Genomic DNA, 25,996 nt, shown 5'->3' on the forward strand with positions numbered 1-25,996 from the left:
AGTATCTTAGATAACAGTTTCGACTTAGAAGTCGTAACGTAGACCTAGCGCTAGCTCATCTTTTTCATCAGCGCCTTCGTTATCCATTAGATCGAAGTTGTATGATGCGTAGCCACGGAAGTTAGGCTTGAAGTAGTAAGTAACATCAACAGCTAGGTTTTCTACAGTATCAGCATCTTCTAGCTCACCTTTGTTGAACGTAGAAGTAAATACAGTTTGACCCATAGTGTATGATGCAGCTAGTTCGTAGCCTTTGTAATCCGCAGACTCACCTGCAACATCCACGTCTGCGCCTGTGTAGTTACCAGCGAAGTAGAAATCACCTACAGAGTATGCAGCAGCAAGCATGAACTCATCACTATCGTTTTGGTCTGCATAACCAGCACCTAGTTCAATACCAGTATTAGCAAATGCGTAGATACCAGATAGAGAGAAGCCATCTTCCTCGTTGTCTGTAAAACCTTTTGCATCTGTTGTGCGATCAGCAAAGCGGTAGCTAGCACGTACAGCTAGTTGCTCGAATTGGCCTTTGTAAGAAAGCATGTTGTCTGTACGGTCAGATACAGGCAGTTTAAGTGCTGCAGTGTTACCGTGGTAAGCCATAATATCGGTAAAGTCAGTAAGAACGAATAATGCACCGTCGTTTTTACCGTAAGTTACTTCACCGTATTTACCGCCTAGGCCTGCGTAAGCGTAACGAGTTTCAAGATCACTGTTGTTATCTACGGCACCTTCTTCTTTTGTTTCGAACTCACCTTCCCAAAAACCAACACCGTATAGGTTTTCATTGATTTCCTGTTTGCCTAGGAAGTTAAGACGGATGCGAGTACGGTCTTTTGCCTTACCATCCATCATAGAAAGACGCGCTTCAGCGCGGCCGCCCATCTCAAGAGAAGTGCCATCTTGGTTGTATAGTTCTGAAGCGACAACTTGAGATCCTGATGCCATTAGCGCCACTGCTACAGCTAAAGTTTTTAATTTCATTGTTATTTTCCATATCATTGTTTTATATGTATTTTCTCACCAGAAAAACAGGACTTTTCTGTACCAACGAGAAAACTGGCGGCATAGTAGCAGCTGTTATTTTTCACGCAACGCGTTGAATAAACAGCACTTATAGAAGAAAACACCAAGTAAAATGACGATATGAATACCTCTCAACCATCAAGTTATCGGTTGAGGTAAAAAAATCGTTCGCGTCAAAAAAAAATTGACGCAAAAAATGTAAAAACAATCTCATTATATGTGATTTTGCTCGCAAAATATTTTCACTAAATGACTGTTTTAGATAGACTTCCTGATTTTAAATCCGTTTCTCACAAACAAAAAAATCCCCAAGCAATAGCTCAGGGATTTATACATTTTGTTAGGCGAATAGCGAATTAAAGCTTAAAGAAGCTCAATTGCTCTTTCTGCTTCTCTGCAAGTAATGAAAGCTCAGTACTCGCGCTTGCGCTTTGACTAATACCCGCCACATTCTGGTTAACGAGTTCAGACATGTTAACCACGTTGCGGTTGATGTCTTGAGTGACTTGAGACTGCTCTTCGGCTGCGGTTGCCACTTGCGTGTTTGAATCGTTAATGTTGGCTACCGACTCGGTAATACCAACCAATGCCTCATTCGCTTGTTGCGTCAGTTCGTTGTTACGACTGAGCATGTCAAGGCTGACTTGCATGCTGTCATTCGCAAGCCCAGACTGCGCTTGAAGTTCTTCAATAATCGTTTGGATCTCTTGAGTCGAGTCTTGAGTCCGTGCCGCGAGCATACGTACTTCATCCGCAACAACCGCAAAACCACGACCAGACTCACCAGCACGCGCAGCTTCAATCGCAGCGTTCAATGCGAGTAAGTTGGTCTGCTCAGAGACACCGCGAATCACTTCAATAACGTCGTTGATCTGAACCGACTGCTCTTTTAAACGCAGTACGACTTGCGCTGCATCGTTCAATGCCTGAGACATCTGTGCGCTTGCTTCTGCGCTCTCTTGGAAGATAGCCAGACCTGATTGCGCAAGACCATCAGCTTCGCGAGCTGTCGAATCCGCAGACGTTGCGTTATCGCTCACGTTGTTTGCGGTGCTGGCAAGTTCATTAACAGCCGATGCAACTTGTTCGATCTCAGCGAGCTCTAGCTGAGCATTCGCTTCTGCTTGCGTCATTACTGCGGCAAGCTCAGTCGAGGCCGAGGCAACCTCTTCACTGATACGAGTTAGCTGGTCGACCGTGTTATAAAGCTGTTCTGCTGTTTGGTTAACATCTTTGCTCAGCTTCGCAATTTCGTTATCACCGTCTACATCTGCGCGAACTGACAAGTTGCCCATTGCTAACTGACGCATCACTTCTTGAAGTTTTTGAATAGGCGTAACAATCATGCCTGATAAGATCCACGCCCCCACCAATGAGAACGCAAATACCGCAAGAACTGTCAACATAGCGTTATTTTGTACACGCTCATTCTGTTGATGGCTTCTTATGGTTGACTGCTCTGCTTGGTCATTCACATGCTTCGACAGAGTATTGATTTGTTGAACCATTTCTCGGCCAACATTACGGTACTCTTTAATGAATGCACGGTACTCACTGTCCGATTTCAAGCCTTGATCGTACTGGTTAAAGAAAGCCACTGAGCGCTCTGAATATCGAACATAGGCTTCGATCGCTTGGCGAACTTTAATCGCATCTTCACGAAACAGATTACGAGCTTCAATCGCACTTAAATCAGCTTCAACCTGCTTTAAGCCTTCTTTCAATTCATTAAGAAAATTTTCACGACGGGAAGCGTCGTAGATAGCGTAAACCGCTGTAATACGAAGTGGATAAATTTCATCGTCAATACGCGCCAAAGTGTCTTTATGGAAAACCAAAGACTCTTGGTTGGAAGCAATAACATCTTGCTCAGCTTGAAGATTGTTTTTAGTAATCCACAAAGCAATAAACAAAACAATCGCGGTAAATAATACCGGAACCAAAATTTGCGTTCGTACTGACAAATTTTTCAGTGATAACTGCATGACTGGACCTCAGTTGTATGCGTGATGCCTATATCCAAACGAACTCAAGCAACTCTCAATACTGAAGCTGCATTTCGGTTATTTGAATATCTATGCTTCCTTGCGACGGGAAAGTTCCCAGACGAATAAACAAGTGGCGAATATTAGAGGTCGATCACACTTTTGTCTAGTACAAAAAGTCCCCATTTTCAATCTGTTATTGACAATATCCCGACAGTAGTGTCGGGATATTGTCGTTATGATAAATTGTGATCACTTATGATGAGATACATTCACATTTAGGGCGGTTTTAGGCTATTTTCTCAACGAATTGAGCTTAGCTTGAGCAAGGCCAAAAATCGTATCTATTGGATAAGAACCTTCATCGGTTGGCTCACCGGCGACTTTCCCCGTGAACAGCTCGATGGCTTCAGTGACATGATCAATCGCCCAAATATTAAACTCACCTTTTTCTACTGCTTTCACGATGTCGGAACGGAGCATCAAGTTATGAACATTAGATTGCGGGATAATGACCCCCTGCCCTTCATGACGACCTTTAATCACACACACATCGTAAAAGCCTTCAATTTTTTCGTTCACACCACCAATCGGCTGAGCTTCACCAAACTGATTCATTGAGCCTGTAATCGCAATGTCTTGTCGGTTTGGTTGCTTTGAAAAAGCAGACACCACAGCACATAGCTCTGCCATGCTGGCACTATCACCGTCGACACCACCATAAGATTGCTCAAACGTAATCGTTGTGGTTAATGGTACTCGCGCCGTTTTACCAAACACGGAAGACAAGTAGGCCGATAGAATCATCACGCCTTTAGAGTGAATACTGCCGCCCAAATCCACACTGCGTTCGATATCAATAACATCCCCATCGCCGTAACACGTCGTCGCGGTGATGCGATTCGGCGCACCAAACATGTAGTCGCTGGTACTTAATACCGAGAGGGCATTCACTTGACCGATAGCCTTCCCTTCAGTGCGAATCAAGGTTGTACCGTTAACAAACGTTTCCATCACGTTGTCGCGTAATCGGCTCACTCGCATTTCTTGGTTCTTGAGCGCCTCTTCCACATGACCGATACGGATCATGTTGGAGTTGGCTTGACGAGCAACGTAGTTTGACTCACGTAATAAATTCGCAATATTGGCAGAGTGGAGTGATAGCTTGGTTTGATCACCAGACAAGCGTGAACTGTATTCGATAATCCGTCCCATGGACTTTCTATCACAGTGCAGCATATTGTTATCGTTCACGACGCTAGAAATAAAGCGCGCATAGTGCAGTTCCGACTCTGGCGTTCGCTTCATCTCATCTTCAAAATCCGCTGTCACTCGGAACAACTCACTGAACTCTGGATCGTAATGCTGCAGCAATTGATAAGTTCGGTAGTCACCAAACAGAATGATTTTAATATCGAGCGGGATAGGCTCGGGATCGAGTGATACCGCCCCTGTCAATGTCACTTCTTTTTCTAGGGAGGTAAAGCTCAATTGACGAGCACGCAGTGCGCGCTTCAAACCATCCCAAACGTAAGGCTGTTCAAGCACTTTCTGTGCATCCATTAACAGAACGCCGCCATTCGCCTTATGCAAACTCCCCGCACGAATCAGCGAAAAGTCGGTAAACACGGTTCCCTTGAAAGTGGCAGTCTCAATCGAACCGAAGAGCGAATGGTAATTGGGGTTTTCTTCAACAACGATAGGAAAGTCATTGCTGTTGCGGCTTACCAAGACGTTCACTTTATAACGACGTGGCAATTTTTTATCCAACGACGCCGTTGCAATTTCGCCTTGCTCACCACTTTGATCAAGGAAGATATCTGCGTTTTCAACAATATCTTTTTGCAGCTCAGTTAAGTACGTTTTGATTTCAGAATATTCCGCGTAATCCACTTTGAGTTTTTTGATGAAGTGAGTAATCACATCGAGCGTCACTTCATCATTAAGCTTTTTGATTTTATCGCTGTACGTCTCTTCCCACTCCGTGAGCTCACGGACCATCGAGCGTAATCGCACTTCGAGTTCATCAATAGCATCGCTGAACTGCTCTTGCTCTTTCTTACTTAGTGCATCAAAAGACTCTTCCGTATGAAGCTCGTCACCATTCATGGCGACAAACTGATAATCGCCTTGTGTGGTAAGCGTCAAGCTAATGCCTTTCTCTTTTGCCTCTCGGCTAATGCGGTCCAGTTCGTTTTGTTGCTTCGCCGCCAATTGGTTTTTTAATCGCTCAGCTCGGCTAAAGTACATTTCATTGTCGAACGCTAGGGGTAAAGCATTCAGTAGTTTGCCCATTAAGGCTTCAATATCAACACGTAACTTATTCCCGATACCACAAGGCAGCTTCAATACCTTGGGTGTGCGGGTATCTTCAAAGTTCGCAACGTAACACCAATCAAACAAGGCTGCTGCATCGTGCTGGTGACGATTCAGATAGCGCAGGATCATGGTGCGTTTACCTAGCCCATTCTGACCAATGGCGTAGATGTTATACCCTTTCTCTTTGATGGACATCGCAAACTCGACCGCTTTTTGCGCGCGCTCTTGGCCCACAATCTCATCAATTGGAGGTAACTCCTTGGTCGACTTACATGGCATATTCTCTAGATCTGCTACAGAATATAGCTGCTTAGCTTCCAATCTTAGTATTGCCATATCCACTTCCTTTTTTCTTATTTTCGTCATTTGAGTGTAGAGATTATTTGCTTAATTTTAAGTGATTTACCTTCCACCCTAGTTTGATTGGACATTTTATGAGCATAAAAGTGATATCAACACTCACTTGCAATTGATAATCAATTTCATTTAATATCAAAACAAATCAACTCTTGTGGAGATGGACATGAATATTGAGCAATGCTGGATGCGCTACTTGAAAGCAGAGCAATTGATGGAACAAGGCCACTGGCCCGAGGCACATCGTTTATACGACGATGTACTCAGCAATCTACCGAACCACATTCATTCGGCGCTCGAAAATGCTCAAACCAAACCTTGTCAGTTTGTCTGTCTTATCACCGGGCTTAGAGATGCATGCGTCGCACAATCGGAGATTCTCAACAAACTCGGATTACAGCACGATGCTTTTTCAACACTCAATCAAACGTACGCACTATTCCAATTCTTGCAACTAGAGAATCATGAACTTATTGAACGTGTGGGTCATTTACTTGGTCAACAAAGTGAAGACTTGTTAGCTCATATGGCGGCATTTTGCTCTGCTCAACGCAATGCTCAATGGATGATTGAGCTAGACCATGTGACGCGCGCACATGAGCAGTTTTTGCATTTACAAGCGATGAGTTCGGCAAAGTCTTCGCCTTCTCACCTTTATAATTAATCTAAAGCCCAAGCATTGAGGCCAGCTAGGTTTGTGCTGTCCATTGCTTGAGTATCATTTGCTTTATCAACCACAAGGATCTGTGATGTCTTCTAAAACCATTCTTTCGGTGAATAACCTATCGGTCAGCTTTACGACAAACGATGGGATCGTCGATGCAGTAAAGAATGTTAGCTTCGATTTAAAAGCAGGCGAGACGCTTTCCATCGTTGGCGAGTCTGGGTCTGGCAAGTCAGTATCAACCAATGCACTGATGAAACTATTGCCAGACAACGCTATTTTGCATACGAACTCATCCATCATGTTTGAGGGTAGCTCCATCTTGGATAAAACGGAGCGTGAAATGCAAAGTATTCGCGGTGATCGTATCGGTATGATTTTTCAGGAGCCGATGACCTCATTGAATCCATACATGCGGGTGGGGATCCAAGTCGCTGAGGCCATCATGTGCCACCGTCCAGTGGATAGATGGAAAGCCAAAGCGAGAGTGTTAGAGCTGTTTGAACTGGTTCACATGCCAGAGCCAGAGAAAGCGTACAGCAAATATCCGCACGAGTTTTCTGGCGGTCAGTTGCAACGCATCATGATTGCAATGGCACTGATTAACGAACCCGATATTTTAATTGCCGACGAACCAACCACCGCGTTAGATGTCACGGTTCAAGCAGAAGTGCTGCACCTGATTAAAGAAATTCAGGCTCAGATGGGCATGGCGATACTTTTTATTACTCATGATTTAGGCGTTGTAAAACACTTTGCCGACCGTGTCATTGTGATGTGTAAAGGGGAAGTCGTCGAAGAAGGCGAAACGCAAACACTCTTCGAAGACCCAAAGCACGAATACACACGTATGCTGATCAATTCTATTCCAAAAGGCAGTAAGGACCCTATTAGCGAGAGTGCTACACAACTATTAAAAGCTGACGATATACGAGTCAAATTCTTGATAAAGTCGCATTTTATTGCCAGTAAAAATGAGTACTTCGAAGCGGTAAAAGGCATTTCTCTTGAGCTTAAACAAGGGGAAACACTCGGGATTGTTGGGGAATCCGGTTCAGGCAAGTCTACCCTCGGCCGCGCATTGATAGGCCTCCTGCCATCCACAGGTAAAATCGAATACAAAGGCCAAGATATGGCTTTGCTGACAAACAAAGAACGTTTTGAGCTGAAAAAAGACGTTCAGATGGTGTTCCAAGACCCTTATGGTTCGCTTTCTCCTCGTATGACTATCGGCGAGATCATCACTGAAGGATTAACTGTCCACCAGCCAATGTTGAGTAAAAAAGAACGCATGCGGAAAGCACGCGACGTGCTCCGTGAGGTCCGCTTAGATCCCGCGTCCATCAACCGTTATCCGCACGAGTTTTCGGGAGGCCAACGTCAGCGTATTGCTATCGCGCGAGCACTGATCCTTGAACCTTCGTTTATTCTGCTTGATGAGCCGACCTCTGCATTGGACCGCTCGGTTCAACTGACTGTGATTGATCTGCTGAAAGATTTGCAGAAAAAGCATAACATTGGCTACTTGTTTATTAGCCACGATCTATCAGTCGTCAAAGCCCTTTCTGATCGTGTTCTTGTCATGCAAAAAGGCGAGGTCATGGAACAAGGTACGGCCGAAAATATTTTCCAAAACCCTAAAAATGACTACACGAAAAAACTGATAGATGCCTCATTTGATCTTGAAAACAGTGAAAATCAGCACAATGCGGCTTAGGTTCATCACAGTTTCATATTCATAAACTAGGATTAAGAAAAGGTGATGATTTCATCTTGTCTTAAGAATGGCGTAGCTGCCTTTCGGTTTGGCCGCCGAGACTGGTTGGTTCAAGAGTCAGACTTAGTCAACCTGGCTCACATACTGGTAAACAGTATGAATTGAGTTCCCCCAACCATGAAAAATGCCGCGACAGAGTCGCGGCATTTTTTATTCTCAGAAGCTTCGAGCAACTAAGGCATTAAATCGACTCAATACCCATATTGTATAACGTAAATGCATACACGTCTGTGGTGAGGTCAATTTGCTTACTCAGCGGCATCCCTGCACCATGACCAGCATTGACATCAATGCGTATCAATACTGGATTAGCACCTTGCTGCTTGTCTTGCAGCTCCGCAATAAACTTGTACGAATGTGCTGGCACCACACGATCGTCGTGATCGGCGGTTGTCACCAATGTCGCAGGATACTGCACGCCTTCTTTTACATTGTGAACAGGAGAGTAGCCAAGCAAGTATTGGAACATCGCTTCACTTTGCTCCGACGTGCCATAGTCATACTTCCAGCCTTCTCCAGACGTAAACGTGTGGTAACGCAGCATATCAAGCACACCCACGGCTGGCAGCGCCACCTTAAATAACTCAGGACGTTGCGTCATACACGCACCAACCAACAAGCCGCCATTTGAACCACCACGAATCGCTAGGCGCTCGGAGCTAGTGTAGTCGTTTTCAATCAGGTATTCCGCCGCCGCAATAAAGTCATCAAACACGTTTTGCTTTTGCTGCTGAGTGCCTGCGTTGTGCCAAGCTTTACCGTATTCGCCGCCGCCTCGCATGTTGGCTACAGCGTAAATACCACCCAATTCTAGCCAGTTGGCTACATTGCCAGAAAACATCGGAGTGAGGCTGATATTAAAACCGCCATAACCATACAGCATGGTTGGCGCACTACCATCAAGTGCGATGCCCTTCTTGTATGAGATGATCATCGGAACTTGCGTGCCATCTTTTGAGGTGTAGAACACCTGTTTTGATTCATACTCACTGCGATCGAATGGCGCTTTTGATTCTTGAAACAGCGTCGATTCACCAGACTCAACATCAAATGAGAAGATCGTCGGTGGCGTCACGTAGTTAGTAAAGGTGTAATACAGCGTGGTTTCTTCTTTTTTACCCGCTAGACCATAAGCCGTACCCTCTCCCGGCAGTTCAACATCTCGAATCCATTCACCTTGGTAGTTAAACTGCTGCACTTTAGAAAGTACATCCACCATATAAGTCGCAAACAGATAACCGCCACCTTTGCTGATTTCTAACGGCTGTTCTTGTTCAGCAATCACATCCATCCATTGCACTGTTCGGGTGTTGTAGCTGACAACTTTGCCATTCGGCGCATCTAGGTTGGTGTAAAGCAGCAAGGTTTCGTCTTGGCTATCAATCAAGTAGGTGTCGCCTTGCGTTGTATCACGAAGGGTCACAATCGCTTGGGACTCAGACTGTAAATCGATATAAAACAGACGATTACCCGATGTGGATTCTGCGCCAGAAATAATGAGGAAGCGATCGTCCGTCGTCGTGGTACCAGACACATAACGGTGAACCTGCGTATCCAACTCACCGAAAATCACTTTATCTTCAGACTGAGGTGTACCAAGTTCATGATAATAAAGCTTGTGATGTTCAGTTCGCGCAGATAACTCACTGCCTTGCGGCTTATCATAGCTTGAGTAATAGAAGCCTTTGCTGCCCAGCCAAGAAATCGACGTAAACTTCGCATCCACAATCTCAGGCTCTAACTGTTCTTTGGTTTCCGCATCAATAACAAAGATCTTGCGCCAGTCACTGCCCCCTTCCGAGATGGAATACGCGACCAAACGATAATCTTTCGAGAAGCTGACTTCGCCAAGAGAGGTCGTGCCCTCTTCAGAGAACGTATTTGGGTCAAGGAAGACTTCGGCTTCTCCCTCGCCTTTACGGCGATACAAAACGCTTTGGTTTTGCAAACCGTCGTTTTTGTAGAAATAGGTGTAGTCACCACGTACAAATGGCTGGGAATATTTTTCGTAGTTTTGGCTGTTCGCGACCAAGTCACGGATTTGCTGGCGGTACGGGACCTGACCAAGAAAATCGAAGGTCACTGAGTTTTGACCCGAAACCCATTGTGCGGTTTCTTCGCTGCGATCATTTTCTAACCAGCGATAAGGGTCGGCAATGTCGTGACCAAAGTAAGTGTCCACGACAGAATCTTTACGTGTTTTTGGGTAATGCATAACGTCCGTGTTACTCCGTTGTTTTTATTAAGTTGTTTATTTTCATATCGTTTTATTGCGGTGATTACCTTAGAGCACCCAATATTGATTTCAACGACATTGTTTTAAATCTATGAAGGAACTAGAAATAATGAGATATCGTTAAGTAACGATCACGAATGTGCTCAATAAGCAGTTTCACTTTATTCGGTGGTTGACGAGTAAACGGGTACACCGCATAGATACCCAACTTTTTACCCACTAGTTCAGGAAAAATATCCACCAGTTGGCCATTGCGAATATCGTGATACACCAAGCATCGCGGGACGTAAGCTATACCATGGCCGCCCAGAGCGGCTTTACGTAATGCGGTCGCGTTATCAGTAGAAAAGCAGCCCGAGACTTTGACGATGTAATTACCATCTTCTCCTTTGAACTCCCAGTCTGTTGCACCTGTGGTTTGGTAAGCGTATTGCAGACAATTGTGCGTGGTGAGATCAATCGGCTCGATCGGCTTCCCATTTTTAGCGATATATGAAGGGGACGCGCATACCACCCATTGGGAATCGAGAATATGTCGTGCGATCAAACTGGAATCGGCTAGGTAGCCAGTTCGAATGACTAAATCGTAACCATCAGCCACCAAATCGACAAAGCGGTTATCCAATGACATGTCCACGGTCAGACCCGGATGAAGGTTACAAAATTCCGCAACGGCATCAGCAAGTATCAAATCTCCAGAGATACACGGCACGGACATTTTTATGTGACCGCTCACATTCTCTCCAAAGCCTGCAACAGCGTCCATAGCCTCCTGAGTGGCCTGCTTCACATTTTTAGCACTGTGGAGTAACACCTTACCTGCTTCGGTTAAGGTCAATTTACGCGTTGTTCGATATAATAGCTGCGCCCCTATCTCTTCCTCCAACCTTGCCATTCTTTTGCTAACTACCGAATTTGTAAGGTTATTTGCTTCTGCAACCTTACTAAAACTGCCCAGTTCGATTACTTGAGAAAATAGGATTAAGTCGTCTGCTCTCATACGATTATGTCACTTTTGGAATTAATTATTTTCATTATTTCCCTATATCAACAAAAAATAAAGGAGTAAATTCACGCCAAATTAACAAAACCATTACAACAAAAAGTCACCTCTACAGCGGATTGACACCGTTCGAGAAGTCAGCGTACGAAGGATGTACAAATGAGTGAAACCCTACTTGCCCTAGTGGCATTTTCGCCAATTGTTGTTGCCGCCATCTTATTGGTTGGTCTCAACTGGCCTGCTAAAAAAGCCATGCCTGTTGCGTTCGGTTTAACCGTCGCTATTGCTCTAATGTTTTGGGATATGTCAGCCAATCGCGTACTGGCTTCTGTATTCCAAGGGCTAGGCATTACTGTCTCTGTTCTATGGATCGTGTTTGGTGCCATCTTCTTGCTCAACACTTTAAAACACACTGGAGCGATCACCACTATCCGTAATGGATTTACCGATATTTCAGCTGACCGCCGTGTGCAAGCCATCATCATAGCTTGGTGTTTTGGCTCATTCATTGAAGGCGCATCAGGGTTCGGTACCCCGGCAGCAATTGCTGCACCACTACTGGTTGCAATCGGCTTCCCTGCGCTAGCCGCTGTCCTAATGGGTATGATGATCCAGTCAACGCCTGTTTCATTCGGTGCGGTGGGTACGCCAATCATCGTGGGTGTAAACAAAGGTTTAGACACGCATAACATCAGTGAGTCTTTGGCTGCACAAGGCGCAACATGGGAAATGTACCTGCAAGATATCACCGCGCACGTTGCTGTGATTCACGCTGTTGTAGGTACGATGATCCCTGTATTAATGGCGATGATGTTAACACGTTTCTTCGGCAAGAACAGAAGCTGGAGTGAAGGTCTGGATATTCTACCATTTGCTTTATTCGCAGGCGTCTCTTTCACTGTGCCATACGCGTTAACTGGTGTGTTCTTGGGCGCAGAATTCCCTTCACTAATCGGTGGTTTGGTTGGTCTTTCTATTGTTGTTACCGCAGCGAAAAAAGGCTTCTTAGTACCAAAGACTAAGTGGGATTTCGAAAGCGAAGACAAATGGCCTGCTGAATGGCTGGGCTCGCTAAAAGTCGATCTAAACGACAATCCAGGCAAGCCAATGAGCATCGTAAAAGCTTGGATTCCATATGTAATGCTGGCGGTAATTCTCGTCGCAAGCCGCGTAAGTCCGGAACTGAAAGGCTTTGTACAAAGCGTAAGTTTGTCGTTCAGCAATATTCTTGGTGAGACTGGTGTGAGTGCCGCTATTCAGCCATTGTACCTGCCAGGTGGCATCCTCGTGTTTGTCGCACTGCTTGCCGCAATGTTACAAAGCGGTAGCGCAAAGCCATTGCGTGAAGCGTTTGGCGAGTCAAGCAAAACACTGATTGGCGCGGGGTTTGTCTTGGTATTTACCATCCCGATGGTTCGTATCTTCATCAACTCTGGTATTAACGGCGCTGACCTAGCAAGCATGCCGGTCACAACAGCGAACTTTGCCTCTGACCTTGTCGGTTCTGCGTTCCCAGCACTAAGTGCCACCGTTGGTGCGCTGGGTGCGTTCATCGCTGGCTCAAATACGGTTTCAAACATGATGTTCAGCCAGTTCCAATTCGAAGTGGCACAAACACTGTCTATTTCGAGTGTGATTGTTGTGTCGCTTCAAGCCGTTGGCGCTGCCGCAGGTAACATGATTGCGATTCACAACGTTGTTGCCGCATCAGCCACCGTAGGTTTACTTGGTCGTGAAGGCGCAACATTGCGTAAGACGATTATCCCTACGTTCTACTACATTGTAATGACGGGCATTATTGGATTGGTGTTGATTTACGGCCTCCAAATGACGGATGTCTTGATGAAGTAACGCGAAACGCAGGGTTTGTAGCCCTGCCTAATTTGACACAGCTGTCAGCACTACTACCCCGACATGTTGATTTAGCTTGCTACATCAATCCCCCCGGCAGCTGTGTCATCCTTTCCAATTTGTATAACTGATTGAGTTATTTAACAAAATTTTTCAATCAATTATGTAAATGAGTTACCAACATCACCAGTTCAAACGTAAGTGAACCATAGGTAACTATACTCATTTTGATGCCTTCACTGCTTTGCGATGAAGGCTCAACGAAAGAGCAAATTGCTCCACAACTTTGCTTAGAATAACCGCTAGGACACCATTATGATTATCTCAGCTTCTACTGACTACCGCGCTGCCGCGAAAGCCAAGCTTCCCCCGTTTCTATTCCATTATATTGATGGCGGTTCTTACGACGAACGCACGCTGAAGCGTAATACTGACGATTTAGGTGATGTCGCTCTTCGCCAACGCGTCCTACGCGATATGACAGATTTGAGCCTAGAAACCGAGATCTTCGGTGAGAAACTGGCAATGCCAATCGCGCTAGCTCCTGTTGGTCTAACTGGTATGTACGCGCGCCGAGGCGAAGTGCAAGCAGCAAAAGCAGCCGAGAAAAAAGGCATCCCGTTTACTATGTCGACTGTTTCGGTTTGTCCGATTGAAGAAGTCGCACCTGCAATTGAACGTCCAATGTGGTTCCAGCTTTACGTGCTTAAAGACCGTGGCTTTATGAAGAACGTGCTTGAGCGTGCAAAAGCAGCGGGCGTCACAACGCTGGTGTTTACCGTTGATATGCCAGTTCCTGGCGCGCGTTACCGTGACATGCACTCAGGCATGAGCGGCCCTAACGCAGCCATGCGTCGTGTCTTCCAGGCGATGCGCCACCCAGGCTGGGCACTGGATGTGGGTCTACTTGGTAAACCGCACGACTTAGGTAACATCTCAACGTATCGCGGCGAACCAACAAAACTAGAAGATTACATCGGCTGGTTAGGCGCAAACTTCGACCCGTCTATCTCCTGGAAAGATCTTGAGTGGATTCGTGACTTTTGGGATGGCCCTATGGTCATCAAAGGCATCCTCGACGAAGAAGACGCGAAAGATGCGGTACGTTTCGGCGCGGATGGCATTGTGGTGTCTAACCATGGAGGTCGTCAGTTAGATGGCGTACTTTCAAGTGCTAAAGCACTACCAAGCATTGCAGATGCGGTAAAAGGCGATCTTAAGATCTTTGTTGACTCAGGTATCCGTACTGGTCTTGATGTGGTTCGTATGCTCGCGCTGGGCGCAGACTGCACACTGCTTGGTCGTTCATTTGTGTACGCATTGGCTGCACAAGGCGGCGCAGGCGTAGAAAACCTACTGGATCTGTACGACAAAGAAATGCGTGTAGCTATGACGCTTACTGGCGCGAAGTCTATCGCGGATCTTTCTCGCGATTCGCTAGTGAAAATCCCATAATCTTTGCAAGCGAGCAAAACAGAAACGAAAAAACGAGCCACTGTTGGCTCGTTTTTTATTGCTCTTCAACCCGATAATTTGACGAGCAAGCTAACTAACTTGGTGAACGTACTCGATCACGACTTGGTTTCCGTCGATAAACACGTTACTGATATCGCCATCCACCGTCACACGATTTTGTAAATAAACCGTACCAGATGCAGATAGATCACGCTCCGTCAAAGACGGAATCACCTGACCAGGACGTACATGTAGCTGCTCGCATAGCTGTTTTACAAAACCTAGCGTCAGTGGAGAATTACCACGTAACAAGCCAGAAAACTCGTGTAGACTCAAACCAAGGCGCTTCGCCATTTCCATTTGAGTGATGTGCATTTTGGCTTTTTGTGACATCCAGATGTCGTAGAGCGCGTTTCGATCCAGCTCTGTAAATTCCATATCTGCCTCCGCTAATTCAAGAGCCAATACACTCTCACACTTACTTAAGATAAATGTTAGCGATAAGTCAGAGAAGTTATAATTGATCGTTCAAATATCAACGCATATCGGAGATGATGAAGCTCCGCGCACGAATGGAACGGCGGCTCATCACCCAGTTTCGACCACTCACTTTTCACCTCACGAACTAGCCTACCTCAGGCGGTTTAAACATAAGTAAATGATTTAAAGGAAATCACTGGGGTGAAGGAGTAATATCTGCTACCTTTCCTTCCATGGTTCACTAGAAAGAAGTTACATATGTCACAGTGGTTTACCGATTTGCAAAGCTATATTGAAACATCTCATCAAGATTGGAGTGGGAGTGTCCTTTTCATTACACTCGCCAGCTTTATTGCTTGGATAGCTTGGCGACTGATCCGCTCTCGTCTCGCAGTACTAGTAGAGAAAACCCCTTTCCACTGGGATGACATGTTGCTTGACGCGCTAAAAGCGCCAGTCAGTACACTCATTTGGTGTTGGCCTGCAACCGTCTCTATCGGCATCATATTAGAGAGCGAGCTCAACGATAAAATAAACTGGTTAAGCACGCTGAAACTGATTTTGGTGATCAGTATCTTCGTCTGGACCGTTATGCGACTCATTACCAATGTTGAAGAGTACGTCCTAGAACAAAAAAACCGAGATGAAACCACAGTGCAAGCGATAGCTAAAGTCGCGCGCTTGTTCTTTATTACCGTCGGAATTCTCACTGTGATGCAGGCGTTTGGCTTGTCACTGTCAGGGTTGCTCACCTTTGGTGGTGTCGGTGGTTTAATCGTCGGTTTAGCGGCGAAAGATCTGCTGTCGAACTTCTTTGGCGGTCTTATGATCTACTTCGATCGTCCGTTTAAAGTTGGCGACTGGATCCGCTCTCCAGATCGCCAAATTGAAGGTACGGTAGAACGAATTGGCTGGAGAATGACCATCATCCGAACTTTCGATAAGCGTCCTCTTTATGTGCCAAACTCTGTGTTTAGCAACATAGTCGTAGAAAACCCATCTCGCATGCTAAACCGACGCATCTACGAAAAAATTGGACTTCGTTACGACGACGCCGAAAAAATGCCGCAAATCATTACAGCGGTGAAAGAGATGCTTAAGAATCACAAAGATATTGATGCACGCCAAACGCTTATCGTCAACTTCGATACGTTCGGTCCATCGTCACTGCATTTCTTCATTTATACCTTCACAAAAACCGTGAATTGGGTGAGATACCATGAGGTTAAACAGGATGTTCTTCTTCAAGTAATTAACATCATTAAAGAACACGAAGCAGATATCGCCTTCCCAACTCAAACACTCAAGCTCGACCCAGTTCAAATGATAAAAGCTGAAGAGCAAGAAGATCACGGCTTCTAATTTCCATCAATACCAATAACAAAGCCCGCTTTATTCAAGCGGGCTTTGTCATTTTTTATTTGCTTGGATTGGTTAGTGTTGCATTAACACCATACGAGCATTCAATGGTTGGATGGGACGATTGTTTTCCCCCATCACTGTCGTAAACGCTTTAATCTGCTCAGGGGAAATGGTTTGTGCTTCTTTCATCACTAACCAACGTACCCCTTCAGAGCATGGTGGTGTCGTTAGTGAGCCATTAAAGCGATAATACGCTTTGTCTTTTGGAAGCAACGCATCCGCTTCAAATGGCAATTTAATCTCTACACCTTGATCTTTACTTGGTATGTTTGCTAGTAACTTCGCTAAATCTGGGTTCGCTTTTCCGGATTGAAAAAACACGGCCACAACCGCCAAATGGCCAGTTGTATCAACATGCACAAAGTGCGCTTCTAATGGGTATTCTTTGCCATCCACATGGTTTTCTGACGGAGTATGGAAGTGGAACTGCTTTAACGTGAATGCATTGCCATCAATCAACAGTGTGTTGTCACCCTCTAGGCTGGTTTGCAGGGTGTGGCCGTTATTGAGCAATGAGATTGCTTTGCCATGGTAGTCGAACTGCAATTTGTCTAACTTCGCTTCTGCTGCGGAGACAATATTAATTGGGCTTTGGTTTTGACCTTTGGAACATTCAGACGCAAACTCGCCCCAATGCTCAGGCCCGTGACTCCCCTCGTAACCCCAGCTTGCTGCGTAAGCTGTTCCTGTAAATACCAACGCCAAACCTAGTGCTGCCAGTGACTTCTTCATAGTTTCCTTATTCCTTTAAGTTAAATGTTGTGAAAACAAAACCATACTAATCGCACAGAATTAAGCGGGAATAGAGTGAAAACTATGATTACAAAAGTTTTTTGGAATAGATGCCTCTAGTTATGCAATTGATATGATGCTCAAAATTGAACATCAACGATTATCGAGTCGGTATAAGTGCCAGCTGGTGGGGTGGTTTTTTGTACAAGAAAGATTTGTGGTATTGCCCTAAATCACTTGGAACTTCAGGCTGGAAATGTTGCTGTGCATGATCTAGAAAAAAGACTATGGACATTTGTAAAATGAGGGTTATATGTTCTATGTTACCGCTTATGTTTACAACATATCGCTAAAAAAAACGCCCCTTTCGGAGCGCTTTCTTATTTGAGCAGATTATTCCCAATCAAGGATAACTTTGCCAGACATGCCTGAACGCATGACATCGAAGCCTTCTTGGAAGTCATCAATCTTGTAGTGGTGCGTAATAATTGGTGATAGATCCAAACCAGATTGAATCAGTGAAGCCATCTTGTACCATGTTTCGAACATTTCACGACCATAGATGCCTTTGATAACTAGGCCTTTGAAGATCACTTGGTTCCAATCAATGCCCATATCTGATGGTGGAATACCGAGTAATGCAATACGACCACCGTGGTTCATTGTGGTTAGCATTGAGTTGAATGCCGCTGGGTTACCAGACATTTCTAGGCCTACGTCAAAGCCTTCTGTCATGCCTAGTTCAGCCATTACATCTTCAAGCTTCTCTTCAGCAACATTTACTGCGCGTGTTACACCCATTTTACGAGCTAGCTCTAAACGGTACTCGTTTACGTCTGTGATAACCACATGACGAGCGCCGACGTGTTTCGCAACTGCGGCGGCCATGATGCCGATTGGGCCAGCACCAGTGATGAGCACGTCTTCACCGACTAGATCGAAAGAAAGCGCAGTGTGTACCGCGTTACCGAACGGGTCGAAGATCGATGCTAGATCGTCAGAAATCTCGTCAGGGATCTTAAACGCGTTAAATGCAGGAATCACTAGGTATTCTGCAAATGCGCCTTCACGGTTTACACCCACACCGATCGTGTTGCGACACAAGTGAGTACGACCGCCACGACAGTTACGGCAGTGACCACAAGTTATGTGACCTTCACCAGATACGCGGTCACCAATTTCAAAGCCACGAACTTCCTGACCAATCGCAACCACTTCACCCACGTATTCGTGACCGACAACCATAGGAACTGGAATTGTCTTTTGTGACCATTCGTCCCAGTTATAGATGTGTACGTCTGTACCACAGATAGCGGTTTTCTTAATTTTGATCAGAATATCGTTATGGCCAACTTCAGGTTTATCAACCTCAGTCATCCAGATGCCTTCTTCAGGCTTTAGCTTTGATAATGCTTTAATTTTCATAATGTAACCTTAATTAAAGGCCCTATTATCTAGGACCTAGAGTCTTAAATAAGACCCATGTCCTTACCAACTTCGATGAACGCATCAATTGCACGATCTAGCTGCTCACGAGAATGCGCTGCTGACATTTGAGTACGGATACGCGCTTGGCCTTTTGGTACCACAGGGAATGAGAAGCCGATCACGTAGATGCCTTTCTCTAGTGCTCGCTCAGCAAATTCTGCTGCAACTTTCGCATCACCTAGCATGATTGGAATGATCGCATGGTCAGCTCCGCCCATTGTGAAACCAGCATCTTCCATACGTGCGCGGAAGTGTGCTGCGTTTTCCCATAGACGGTCACGTAGGTCACCGCTCTCTTCTAGTAGATCTAGAACGCGGATAGAAGCGTTTACGATTGCTGGTGCAACAGAGTTAGAGAATAGGTATGGACGAGAACGCTGACGTAACCAGTCGATCACTTCCGCTTTACCAGACGTGTAACCGCCTGAAGCGCCACCCATTGCTTTACCTAGCGTACCTGTAATAATGTCGATACGGTCAACCACGTTGTGGTATTCGTGCGTACCTGCACCCGTTTTACCCATGAAGCCAACCGCGTGAGAGTCATCAACCATGGTCAGTGCGCCGTATTTTTCAGCTAGGTCACAAATAGCCGGAAGGTTCGCCACTACGCCATCCATTGAGAACACACCGTCAGTAACGATAAGAATGTGGCGTGCGCCTGCTTCTTTCGCAGCAATCAGTTGTTGCTCTAGCTCTTCCATGTTGTTGTTTGAGTAACGGAAGCGCATTGCTTTACATAGACGAACACCGTCGATGATTGACGCGTGGTTTAGTGCGTCTGAAATAATTGCGTCTTCTTTACCGAGAATGGTTTCGAACAGACCTGCGTTTGCATCGAAGCAAGAGGTGTAAAGAATCGTATCTTCTTTACCTAGGAACTTAGACAACTTCTGCTCAAGCTCTTTGTGGATGTCTTGAGTACCACAGATGAAACGTACTGAAGCCATACCAAAGCCGTGCTCGTCCATGCCCGCTTTACCCGCTTCAATTAGCGCAGGATGGTTAGCAAGACCAAGGTAGTTGTTTGCACAGAAGTTTAATACTTCTTCACCGGTAGAGATTTTAACAGCCGCTTGCTGCTGAGACGTGATTACGCGCTCTGATTTGTAAAGACCTTCAGTCTTCACTTCTTCAATTTGCTGCTGAATCTGTTGGTAGAATGCAGAAGACATTTGAAATTCCTTCCTGGTTATTTTGGCGAGTATTTACTCGTTTAGAATTAGGTTGAGCCTTTATGTGACGGGCATCACGGGCTATCACTCATCAATTAATTGTAGTGTAATTCAAGGAAGGAAGAAGGATTATCCCTTAAGGTGGAAAAGCATTAATGAATCCAAGGCACGAATTCAATTAATGCTTTCCTATAATATTGTAATAAAAGGAGTTATAGCCCAGTTGGTTGTTTAAGTAGTGCTTCAAAGTCTTTGGCTGGTAACGGGCGGCTATAGTGGAAACCTTGCCCGAACTCACAGTTTAAGTCTTTTAGATAATCGACATGACGCTGTTCTTCAATGCCTTCAGCAACAATCTTAAGGTTCAGCGCTTTCGCCATTGCAATGATCACGTTGACGAGCTCACGATCGGAGTCGTTTTCGAACATATTTTGCATAAAGCTGCGATCAATCTTAAGGCGATCGAACGGAAATTTCTGTAAGTAACTCAACGCAGAATAGCCAGTACCAAAGTCATCGATGGTAAGCTTAGTGCCTAACGCTCTTAAGTTATTGAGCATGTCTAATAGCTCTGAGTCGTGGTTAAAGAGAAGGCTCTCTGTCACCTCAATATCGAACTTATCTGATGGAAGACCAGATTCCTCAAGGCTCTTCTTAATAAACGCAAGTAAGCGATCACAATACCTAAATTGAACACTGGAGAAATTCACAGAAACAAACAGCGGCGTCAGATTTTGCCATTGCGCCGCTTGGCGGCACGCTTGCTGGATAGCGAATTCACCAATTTGATGAATCAAGCCATTTTTCTCAGCAATAGAGATAAACTCTTCAGGATTTACGAATCCGTACTTCTCATCATTCCAACGCATTAACGCTTCTGCGCCAACAATTTTACCACTGCTCAGATCAATAATAGGTTGATAATACAACTCTAGTAATTGGCTGGAGATGGCATTTCTTAGTCGATTTTCCAAATCCAAATAGCGTTGCAAGTCTTGGTTCATATTGTGGTTATAAAAACAGAAGGCATCGCGTCCATCTTGCTTCACGCGATACATCGCCATGTCAGCACAGGCGAGTAGCTGCTCGGCGTTATCTCCATCATCCGGAAATACGGACATTCCGACGCTGCTACTCAAGAAGAATTCATGGTTGTTCCATACAAATGGATCGTTAAACGCCGAAAGCACGCTTGAAGCAACGCGCTTCGCGGTGTCGTTGTCAGGCAAGTCAGGAATCACTAATAAAAACTCATCCCCACCAATTCTCGCCAGTAAGTCTGTTTTTCTCGCGACTTGATGCAGTCGTTGAGCACTAAGTTTAAGGATCTCGTCGCCAACAAAGTGACCCATTGAATCGTTAATCTGCTTAAAGTGGTCTAAATCAATAAACATGACCAATACTTTTGAACCACTACGTGACGCTCTAATCAACTCCAAAGCCAGTCTCTCAGAACCGTAGCTGCGATTAGGCAAGTTAGTCAACGTATCGTATTTAGCTTGGAAGGCGAGTTCTTTTTCAGACGCTTTTCGGCGTTCAATTTCGTTAGTTAGTTTTCGGTTCTGTTGAGAAAGTATGTCTTTTCGCTTTTTCTCTTCTTCAAGTTTAATTTTCAATTCAATTCTATTATTGTTTGTGATGAACGCATAACACAGCGCAATAACAACCATAACAGCAAGAATACTCAAACCGAGAATGAAGATCCGTGATGTGAAAATATCTCGCTCACTCAAAGGCTCAAACCAAGCCATAAGTTTGAAGTGATGTTTTTCAACAGGCACTTCAAAATATATTTTTCCATCAACGGCTTCAGATATTAAATAATTCTCATCTTTATTATGAGAAGACGTTTTATTTATTGTATCCCATACGACCATCTCAACGTCTTTTATTTTGAGCACCAGCCGGCTATAACTGTCTTCGTGCTCTTGATTAGTGAGCTGATCAATAACAATGTTTTTATTGAGATCTGCAATTAGAAAGGCAACTGGCTTTCCAGAGAACTTGACTTGCTTGATGACTTGGATACGCACGTCGTCGTTATATCGAGTTGCACAAACCTCTTCGGGATGCCCATGTTGAGTCATTAAGGTTTGGATATCCATCTTCTGCTCTGTGTTGTCTTCAGAGCCCGTCGTGACAATCGTTGTGCCATCACTGCCTACCAGTGTGAGCTTTTTATAGATTTGGCTGCTATTAATTAACTTACCATCTATCTTTTCATCGAAACGACGTTTCAAGTTAATTAAACTCGCTCCTAATCCGTACTCCATTGACATGCCAGAGGCTAAATTAGCAAAGAATGTTTGTACTGTTTTATCTGTAGATAAATTATCAACATCCTCACTGGCAATAGTAAATAAATTATCGAGTGTGCTTGCGTAGCTTTTTACTTTTAAACCGAGTTCCCTATGCTGGGATTCTTTTAGTTTATTTTGCCCCAAACTTGTCACAACAATAAGTATAGCTAAATAAATAGAGACTAATATTGCGCTTATTGCAATAAATTTTTTACTGGATATTTTTTTAACGGCCTTTTTCATCGGGTTTTCTTACTATCTTCTATGAAGTAATCGTTATAAAAGTAGTAAATAGATGGATAGTATTTTTTTACTAATTTTTCGTAGGTTCCATCTTTCTTTATTGAATCTAAATAACGATCAAATGCCTTGCGTAATTCCGGTGAGTTTTTACGGAATGCAACAGCCATTTTCTGATTTTCGGATACTGGGCCAATGACTTTTATTTCACCTGGCCATTTTTCTAATGCAATTAACGTATCGGCGACGTCTAGCAATGTGCTTTCCGCATCATTTTTCATTATCGCTGGCACCATCTCATTAAGAAGACGAGCCCCATCAGGCAGTATGACTTTTGCGCCTGTGTCATATAAGTCATAAAGGTTAGGGTCCAAGCAAGAGTGCTCCAACGCTAACACTTCGCGACCATGAATAAGCTGCTTGACGGTTTTTACATCTTCATCAACCGACCCACTTGGTTTAATCGGACTCAGCGTGGAATCTGTTCTGGAAACTAACCAAACGCCCGACGGGAAGTAATCTTGTGAAAAGTCTAAAACTTCAGAACGCCAGTCAAGAATGGTAACGCCATTTGCGATCAAGTCCCCCTCGATTGGAACACTTTCTCCCACAACAGCTTGCTTATTATGGTATTGAACATCTTGGCCCGTCAGCTTACCGACCATATCGCTCCACTGAGCTGGAACATATTGGTACTTAACGCCCAACGACTTGGCAAAGCCTTTTACTATCTCTACATCTAAGCCAGTCAAGGTTTCCACTTCACCTTGTTCAATATAAGAAACGAAGTTAGCGTACGGCACACCAATATGGCGCAACACTCCGCGATCACGAATCTGTTGTAAGTCGTCTGACCAAGCGGAAGAGGACATAACAGAGGCCGCCATAAGCGCCATCGCCGCTAAAGTTCTTTTGAATGTTTTGACTGACATAATAATATCCTTACCTTTCACAAAGCGCCCAATAACGGGCGCTTGAGTGATAAACAACGATGTTAGAACGACGAGTAATACAAATTCGTCATCGCCACCACGAGCCCTTCAACATCCTGCTCGTCATGGAACAAGTGCGTGGAGATACGGAGTGCGTAAGTATCAAAGTCATCATCTTTATGCAGCTTAAAGCTGGTTGTTCGAATGATATAGCCATATTCTTCACGCAGACGATCTCTGAATTCAGTCAATATGTCTTCATTCGTCACATCAGAGAATGGGTTAACTGTGGTTAAGCCACTCGTTAAACCTTCCACGTTTGGCGAGTACATTTGGGCTTGTGGCAAGTACTCTTGTAGTAAGGTTTTACACAAACTACCAAGACTTAGAACACGTTCCTCAATGCGGTCACGACCAATCTCATCCCACATTTTGCAGCTATCAACTAACGCTTGTTTCGCAGGATAGTTGTCGTTCCCGATGTACTGCATCTGTAATTGTTTGCCTAAGTAATCCGCATGAGAAAGTGAAGAGTTGATCAACCACAACGGGTTTTCACGATCACTCCAATACTCATTCAAGCGATTGGCGTTATCACGTACGTACAAAATACCGGTTGCGCCAGGACCACACTGCCATTTGTGACCAGAACCTGCATAGAAATCACAATCCATATCATGGAAATCGAGGTCAAACATACCGACAGTATGCGCTCCATCTACAAGCGTAGGCACACCATATTCTTTCGCTAAAGCACAAATGGCTTTGGCTGGTAACGCCGTTCCCGTTTTATAGGTGATATGAGAGAACATGATGAGGCGAACGTTTTGATGCGCATCAAGCGCGTCGCGGAAAGCTTGGATGTAATCTTGTTCAGAAACGTCTTCAGTACCGGTAAATACTGGTAGTTGAATTTCAACAACATCGACGCCAAAACGATGTTTTGCGACGTTCATCGGTGATGTCGCTGCCATATGCTCATGGTGCGTCGTTAAAATCACATCACCTGGTTCAAAGTGTAAGCCGTTGATGATCGAACATAGACCATCAGTAGTATTGCGGCTGAGAATGATTTCTTCTGGGTTAGCACCAAAGCCAGGCGCTACTTCTTGAACCATCTCAGAGACATAAGGCCAAGAGCCAAATTTGCCCTTCATATCCCAAGGATATTTAGCCACCAACTTGTTGTTATGCTCGTAATCTTGAAGAACTTGTCTTGGCATAGAACCCGTTGTGCCAATGTTCATGTAAGTCGTACGTTTATCCAAAACGAACTGTCGTTGCACTTTACGCCAAAAGCGCTTATCGTGTTTTCTACCTAGCCCGCGGCTGCTCCAATCAATTTTCTGTTCTCGTGCTTGAACTGCGCCCGAGAAAGCGGAAGCACTCACACCAGCAACAACAGCTCCTGTTGCGCCTTTCAGAAAATTACGGCGGCCGCTATTAGTCTGAATAGATTCCTTGTCTTTCATCTTTTTCAATCCTTGTTGGAAATTAGCCATATTATTAATTTTAAGTGCGTAACTATCTGTTACTAAAACATTATTACCCATTAAAACCAGAGTTTAATTTTTTCCTCTGCCATTAAGTGACTTTAGTTCCAATTTTTTATCTTATTTGATGATATAAGCAACAGTTTGACCACAAACCTATAAACAACCATATTCACATTAAAATATTCATTAAATTGATTATTTTTTATAGAAGACAATTCCGACAACTTCTTTATAAAACAATTATGAGCTTTGTTATAAAGTCATTAAAAATTTAACTTTGCGTTAATTTAAAAATATTCAGGCTATTTTTTGATTGACGTCTATTATTTTTATATCTGAACAATCTCAATATGTTAAGTCTTAATAAAGGAGAACTGGTTTCGCAGATAGATACCAGTTTAAGACCATAGAGTGAGACACATCACTCTCTGACATAAACCCACCGCTCAACAGACATAAGGAAGAGAAGTTTTCACTAATATGTGCTTGAGCGTACAACCAAAAAGAAGGAAGTCCCATGTTAAAAGGATTGCTATGCATTTCAGTTGCTGCCACTCTCGTAGCCGCTCCTAACGTACTTGCGCAGACTGTAGCGATGACCGATCTCAACAGCAAGAAGAGCGCTGGCACCATTGAGATTTCACAAAGTGACTATGGCGTGGTATTTATGCCTCAGTTATCAGGTTTGTCATCAGGGGTGCACGGTTTCCATGTTCACACTAATCCATCGTGCGATAGCGCGGAGAAGAATGGCAAAACCGTCCTTGGCGGTGCAGCAGGTGGTCACTATGACCCCAGCAACACAGGGAAACATGGCTACCCTTGGACCGATGACAATCATTTAGGCGACCTGCCTCCACTCTACGTGGACATGGATGGTAATGCTAATCAGCCCGTTGTCGCGCCTCGCCTAAAATTATCAGATTTAAAAGGCCGAGCATTAATGATTCATGCTGGCGGCGACAATCACTCCGACCACCCCGCTAAATTAGGCGGCGGCGGTGCGCGCGTTGTATGTGGCGTTATTAAGTAGTCATTCGATAAGCCAAATTCGCGCT

At 44.6% G+C, this 25,996-nt stretch carries 18 protein-coding genes; 6 read left to right on the forward strand and 12 right to left on the reverse strand.

Going from position 1 to position 25,996, the window contains the following annotated elements:
• Positions 1–24: 24 nt before the first annotated feature.
• The 3 genes from D8S93_RS10955 to D8S93_RS10965 form a co-directional block, all read right to left on the reverse strand.
• The gene (locus D8S93_RS10955) at positions 25–984 is read right to left on the reverse strand and encodes a porin (protein ID WP_005394882.1); all 960 of its coding nucleotides are present in this window, start codon (positions 982–984) and stop codon (positions 25–27) included.
• Positions 985–1,382: 398 nt separating this feature from the next.
• The gene (locus D8S93_RS10960; RefSeq protein ID WP_005394881.1) at positions 1,383–3,011 is read right to left on the reverse strand and encodes a methyl-accepting chemotaxis protein; all 1,629 of its coding nucleotides are present in this window, start codon (positions 3,009–3,011) and stop codon (positions 1,383–1,385) included.
• 294 nt (positions 3,012–3,305) lie between these two features.
• The gene (locus tag D8S93_RS10965; protein WP_152813165.1) at positions 3,306–5,666 is read right to left on the reverse strand and encodes a Lon protease family protein; all 2,361 of its coding nucleotides are present in this window, start codon (positions 5,664–5,666) and stop codon (positions 3,306–3,308) included.
• A gap of 187 nt (positions 5,667–5,853) precedes the next feature.
• Between D8S93_RS10965 and D8S93_RS10970 the strand changes: the two genes are divergently transcribed.
• Both D8S93_RS10970 and D8S93_RS10975 read left to right on the forward strand, forming a co-directional pair.
• Positions 5,854–6,351 (forward strand): hypothetical protein, encoded by a 498-nt coding sequence (locus tag D8S93_RS10970; RefSeq protein WP_046875772.1) that lies wholly within the window; start codon positions 5,854–5,856, stop codon positions 6,349–6,351.
• Between the two features lie 85 nt (positions 6,352–6,436).
• Positions 6,437–8,068 (forward strand): ABC transporter ATP-binding protein, encoded by a 1,632-nt coding sequence (locus D8S93_RS10975; RefSeq protein WP_152813167.1) that lies wholly within the window; start codon positions 6,437–6,439, stop codon positions 8,066–8,068.
• Positions 8,069–8,309: 241 nt separating this feature from the next.
• On the opposite strand, the gene D8S93_RS10980 is transcribed toward D8S93_RS10975, so the two are convergent.
• Both D8S93_RS10980 and D8S93_RS10985 read right to left on the reverse strand, forming a co-directional pair.
• Positions 8,310–10,343, reverse strand: coding sequence for a prolyl oligopeptidase family serine peptidase (locus D8S93_RS10980; protein ID WP_152813169.1), 2,034 nt, complete (start codon positions 10,341–10,343; stop codon positions 8,310–8,312).
• Positions 10,344–10,464: 121 nt separating this feature from the next.
• A complete protein-coding gene (locus D8S93_RS10985; protein ID WP_005375112.1) occupies positions 10,465–11,364 on the reverse strand; it encodes a LysR family transcriptional regulator in 900 nt (299 codons plus the stop codon).
• A gap of 162 nt (positions 11,365–11,526) precedes the next feature.
• On the opposite strand from D8S93_RS10985, the gene D8S93_RS10990 reads away from it, so the two are divergent.
• Both D8S93_RS10990 and lldD read left to right on the forward strand, forming a co-directional pair.
• A complete protein-coding gene (locus D8S93_RS10990; protein WP_152813172.1) occupies positions 11,527–13,218 on the forward strand; it encodes an L-lactate permease in 1,692 nt (563 codons plus the stop codon).
• Positions 13,219–13,533: 315 nt separating this feature from the next.
• Positions 13,534–14,673, forward strand: coding sequence for an FMN-dependent L-lactate dehydrogenase LldD (gene lldD / locus D8S93_RS10995; protein ID WP_152813174.1), 1,140 nt, complete (start codon positions 13,534–13,536; stop codon positions 14,671–14,673).
• Positions 14,674–14,763: 90 nt separating this feature from the next.
• Here lldD and D8S93_RS11000 read toward each other — a convergent pair whose 3' ends face one another.
• Positions 14,764–15,111 carry a helix-turn-helix domain-containing protein gene (locus D8S93_RS11000; RefSeq protein WP_005375109.1) on the reverse strand — a complete coding sequence of 116 codons (348 nt, stop codon included), beginning with the start codon at positions 15,109–15,111 and terminating at the stop codon, positions 14,764–14,766.
• 300 nt (positions 15,112–15,411) lie between these two features.
• Here D8S93_RS11000 and D8S93_RS11005 point away from each other — a divergent pair, with 300 nt between their 5' ends.
• The gene (locus tag D8S93_RS11005) at positions 15,412–16,515 is read left to right on the forward strand and encodes a mechanosensitive ion channel family protein (RefSeq protein WP_046875767.1); all 1,104 of its coding nucleotides are present in this window, start codon (positions 15,412–15,414) and stop codon (positions 16,513–16,515) included.
• A 72-nt stretch (positions 16,516–16,587) separates the two neighbouring features.
• On the opposite strand, the gene D8S93_RS11010 is transcribed toward D8S93_RS11005, so the two are convergent.
• The 6 genes from D8S93_RS11010 to D8S93_RS11035 form a co-directional block, all read right to left on the reverse strand.
• Complete coding sequence (locus D8S93_RS11010) at positions 16,588–17,307, reverse strand: carbonic anhydrase (RefSeq protein WP_152813176.1); 720 nt, start codon at positions 17,305–17,307, stop codon at positions 16,588–16,590.
• Between the two features lie 393 nt (positions 17,308–17,700).
• A complete protein-coding gene (tdh, locus tag D8S93_RS11015; RefSeq protein ID WP_005394871.1) occupies positions 17,701–18,732 on the reverse strand; it encodes an L-threonine 3-dehydrogenase in 1,032 nt (343 codons plus the stop codon).
• Positions 18,733–18,776: 44 nt separating this feature from the next.
• Positions 18,777–19,970, reverse strand: a complete 1,194-nt coding sequence (locus D8S93_RS11020) for a glycine C-acetyltransferase (RefSeq protein WP_152813178.1) — start codon at positions 19,968–19,970, stop codon at positions 18,777–18,779.
• A gap of 212 nt (positions 19,971–20,182) precedes the next feature.
• Positions 20,183–22,513: a putative bifunctional diguanylate cyclase/phosphodiesterase gene (locus D8S93_RS11025; RefSeq protein ID WP_152813180.1), complete on the reverse strand. Its 2,331-nt coding sequence runs from the start codon at positions 22,511–22,513 to the stop codon at positions 20,183–20,185.
• The gene (locus D8S93_RS11030; RefSeq protein ID WP_005394865.1) at positions 22,510–23,442 is read right to left on the reverse strand and encodes a transporter substrate-binding domain-containing protein; all 933 of its coding nucleotides are present in this window, start codon (positions 23,440–23,442) and stop codon (positions 22,510–22,512) included. The genes D8S93_RS11025 and D8S93_RS11030 overlap by 4 nt, the downstream gene beginning before the upstream one ends.
• Before the next feature lie 62 nt (positions 23,443–23,504).
• The gene (locus D8S93_RS11035; protein WP_152813182.1) at positions 23,505–24,914 is read right to left on the reverse strand and encodes an aminotransferase class V-fold PLP-dependent enzyme; all 1,410 of its coding nucleotides are present in this window, start codon (positions 24,912–24,914) and stop codon (positions 23,505–23,507) included.
• 541 nt (positions 24,915–25,455) lie between these two features.
• On the opposite strand from D8S93_RS11035, the gene D8S93_RS11045 reads away from it, so the two are divergent.
• On the forward strand, positions 25,456–25,971 hold the full coding sequence (locus tag D8S93_RS11045; RefSeq protein WP_005394862.1) for a superoxide dismutase family protein: 516 nt from the start codon (positions 25,456–25,458) through the stop codon (positions 25,969–25,971).
• Positions 25,972–25,996: the final 25 nt, after the last annotated feature.

The organism is Vibrio sp. VGrn 2 (assembly GCF_009361695.1).
GTDB classification, from domain to species: domain Bacteria; phylum Pseudomonadota; class Gammaproteobacteria; order Enterobacterales; family Vibrionaceae; genus Vibrio; species Vibrio diabolicus.

Excerpts from the sequence above, each read along its gene's own strand:
- D8S93_RS10955 (WP_005394882.1), bottom strand. The coding sequence starts at position 984 with ATGAAATTAAAAACTTTAGCTGTAGCAGTGGCGCTAATGGCATCAGGA.
- D8S93_RS10960 (WP_005394881.1), bottom strand. The coding sequence starts at position 3,011 with ATGCAGTTATCACTGAAAAATTTGTCAGTACGAACGCAAATTTTGGTT.
- D8S93_RS10965 (WP_152813165.1), bottom strand. The coding sequence starts at position 5,666 with ATGGCAATACTAAGATTGGAAGCTAAGCAGCTATATTCTGTAGCAGAT.
- D8S93_RS10970 (WP_046875772.1), top strand. The coding sequence starts at position 5,854 with ATGAATATTGAGCAATGCTGGATGCGCTACTTGAAAGCAGAGCAATTG.
- D8S93_RS10975 (WP_152813167.1), top strand. The coding sequence starts at position 6,437 with ATGTCTTCTAAAACCATTCTTTCGGTGAATAACCTATCGGTCAGCTTT.
- D8S93_RS10980 (WP_152813169.1), bottom strand. The coding sequence starts at position 10,343 with ATGCATTACCCAAAAACACGTAAAGATTCTGTCGTGGACACTTACTTT.
- D8S93_RS10985 (WP_005375112.1), bottom strand. The coding sequence starts at position 11,364 with ATGAGAGCAGACGACTTAATCCTATTTTCTCAAGTAATCGAACTGGGC.
- D8S93_RS10990 (WP_152813172.1), top strand. The coding sequence starts at position 11,527 with ATGAGTGAAACCCTACTTGCCCTAGTGGCATTTTCGCCAATTGTTGTT.
- lldD (WP_152813174.1), top strand. The coding sequence starts at position 13,534 with ATGATTATCTCAGCTTCTACTGACTACCGCGCTGCCGCGAAAGCCAAG.
- D8S93_RS11000 (WP_005375109.1), bottom strand. The coding sequence starts at position 15,111 with ATGGAATTTACAGAGCTGGATCGAAACGCGCTCTACGACATCTGGATG.
- D8S93_RS11005 (WP_046875767.1), top strand. The coding sequence starts at position 15,412 with ATGTCACAGTGGTTTACCGATTTGCAAAGCTATATTGAAACATCTCAT.
- D8S93_RS11010 (WP_152813176.1), bottom strand. The coding sequence starts at position 17,307 with ATGAAGAAGTCACTGGCAGCACTAGGTTTGGCGTTGGTATTTACAGGA.
- tdh (WP_005394871.1), bottom strand. The coding sequence starts at position 18,732 with ATGAAAATTAAAGCATTATCAAAGCTAAAGCCTGAAGAAGGCATCTGG.
- D8S93_RS11020 (WP_152813178.1), bottom strand. The coding sequence starts at position 19,970 with ATGTCTTCTGCATTCTACCAACAGATTCAGCAGCAAATTGAAGAAGTG.
- D8S93_RS11025 (WP_152813180.1), bottom strand. The coding sequence starts at position 22,513 with ATGAAAAAGGCCGTTAAAAAAATATCCAGTAAAAAATTTATTGCAATA.
- D8S93_RS11030 (WP_005394865.1), bottom strand. The coding sequence starts at position 23,442 with ATGTCAGTCAAAACATTCAAAAGAACTTTAGCGGCGATGGCGCTTATG.
- D8S93_RS11035 (WP_152813182.1), bottom strand. The coding sequence starts at position 24,914 with ATGAAAGACAAGGAATCTATTCAGACTAATAGCGGCCGCCGTAATTTT.
- D8S93_RS11045 (WP_005394862.1), top strand. The coding sequence starts at position 25,456 with ATGTTAAAAGGATTGCTATGCATTTCAGTTGCTGCCACTCTCGTAGCC.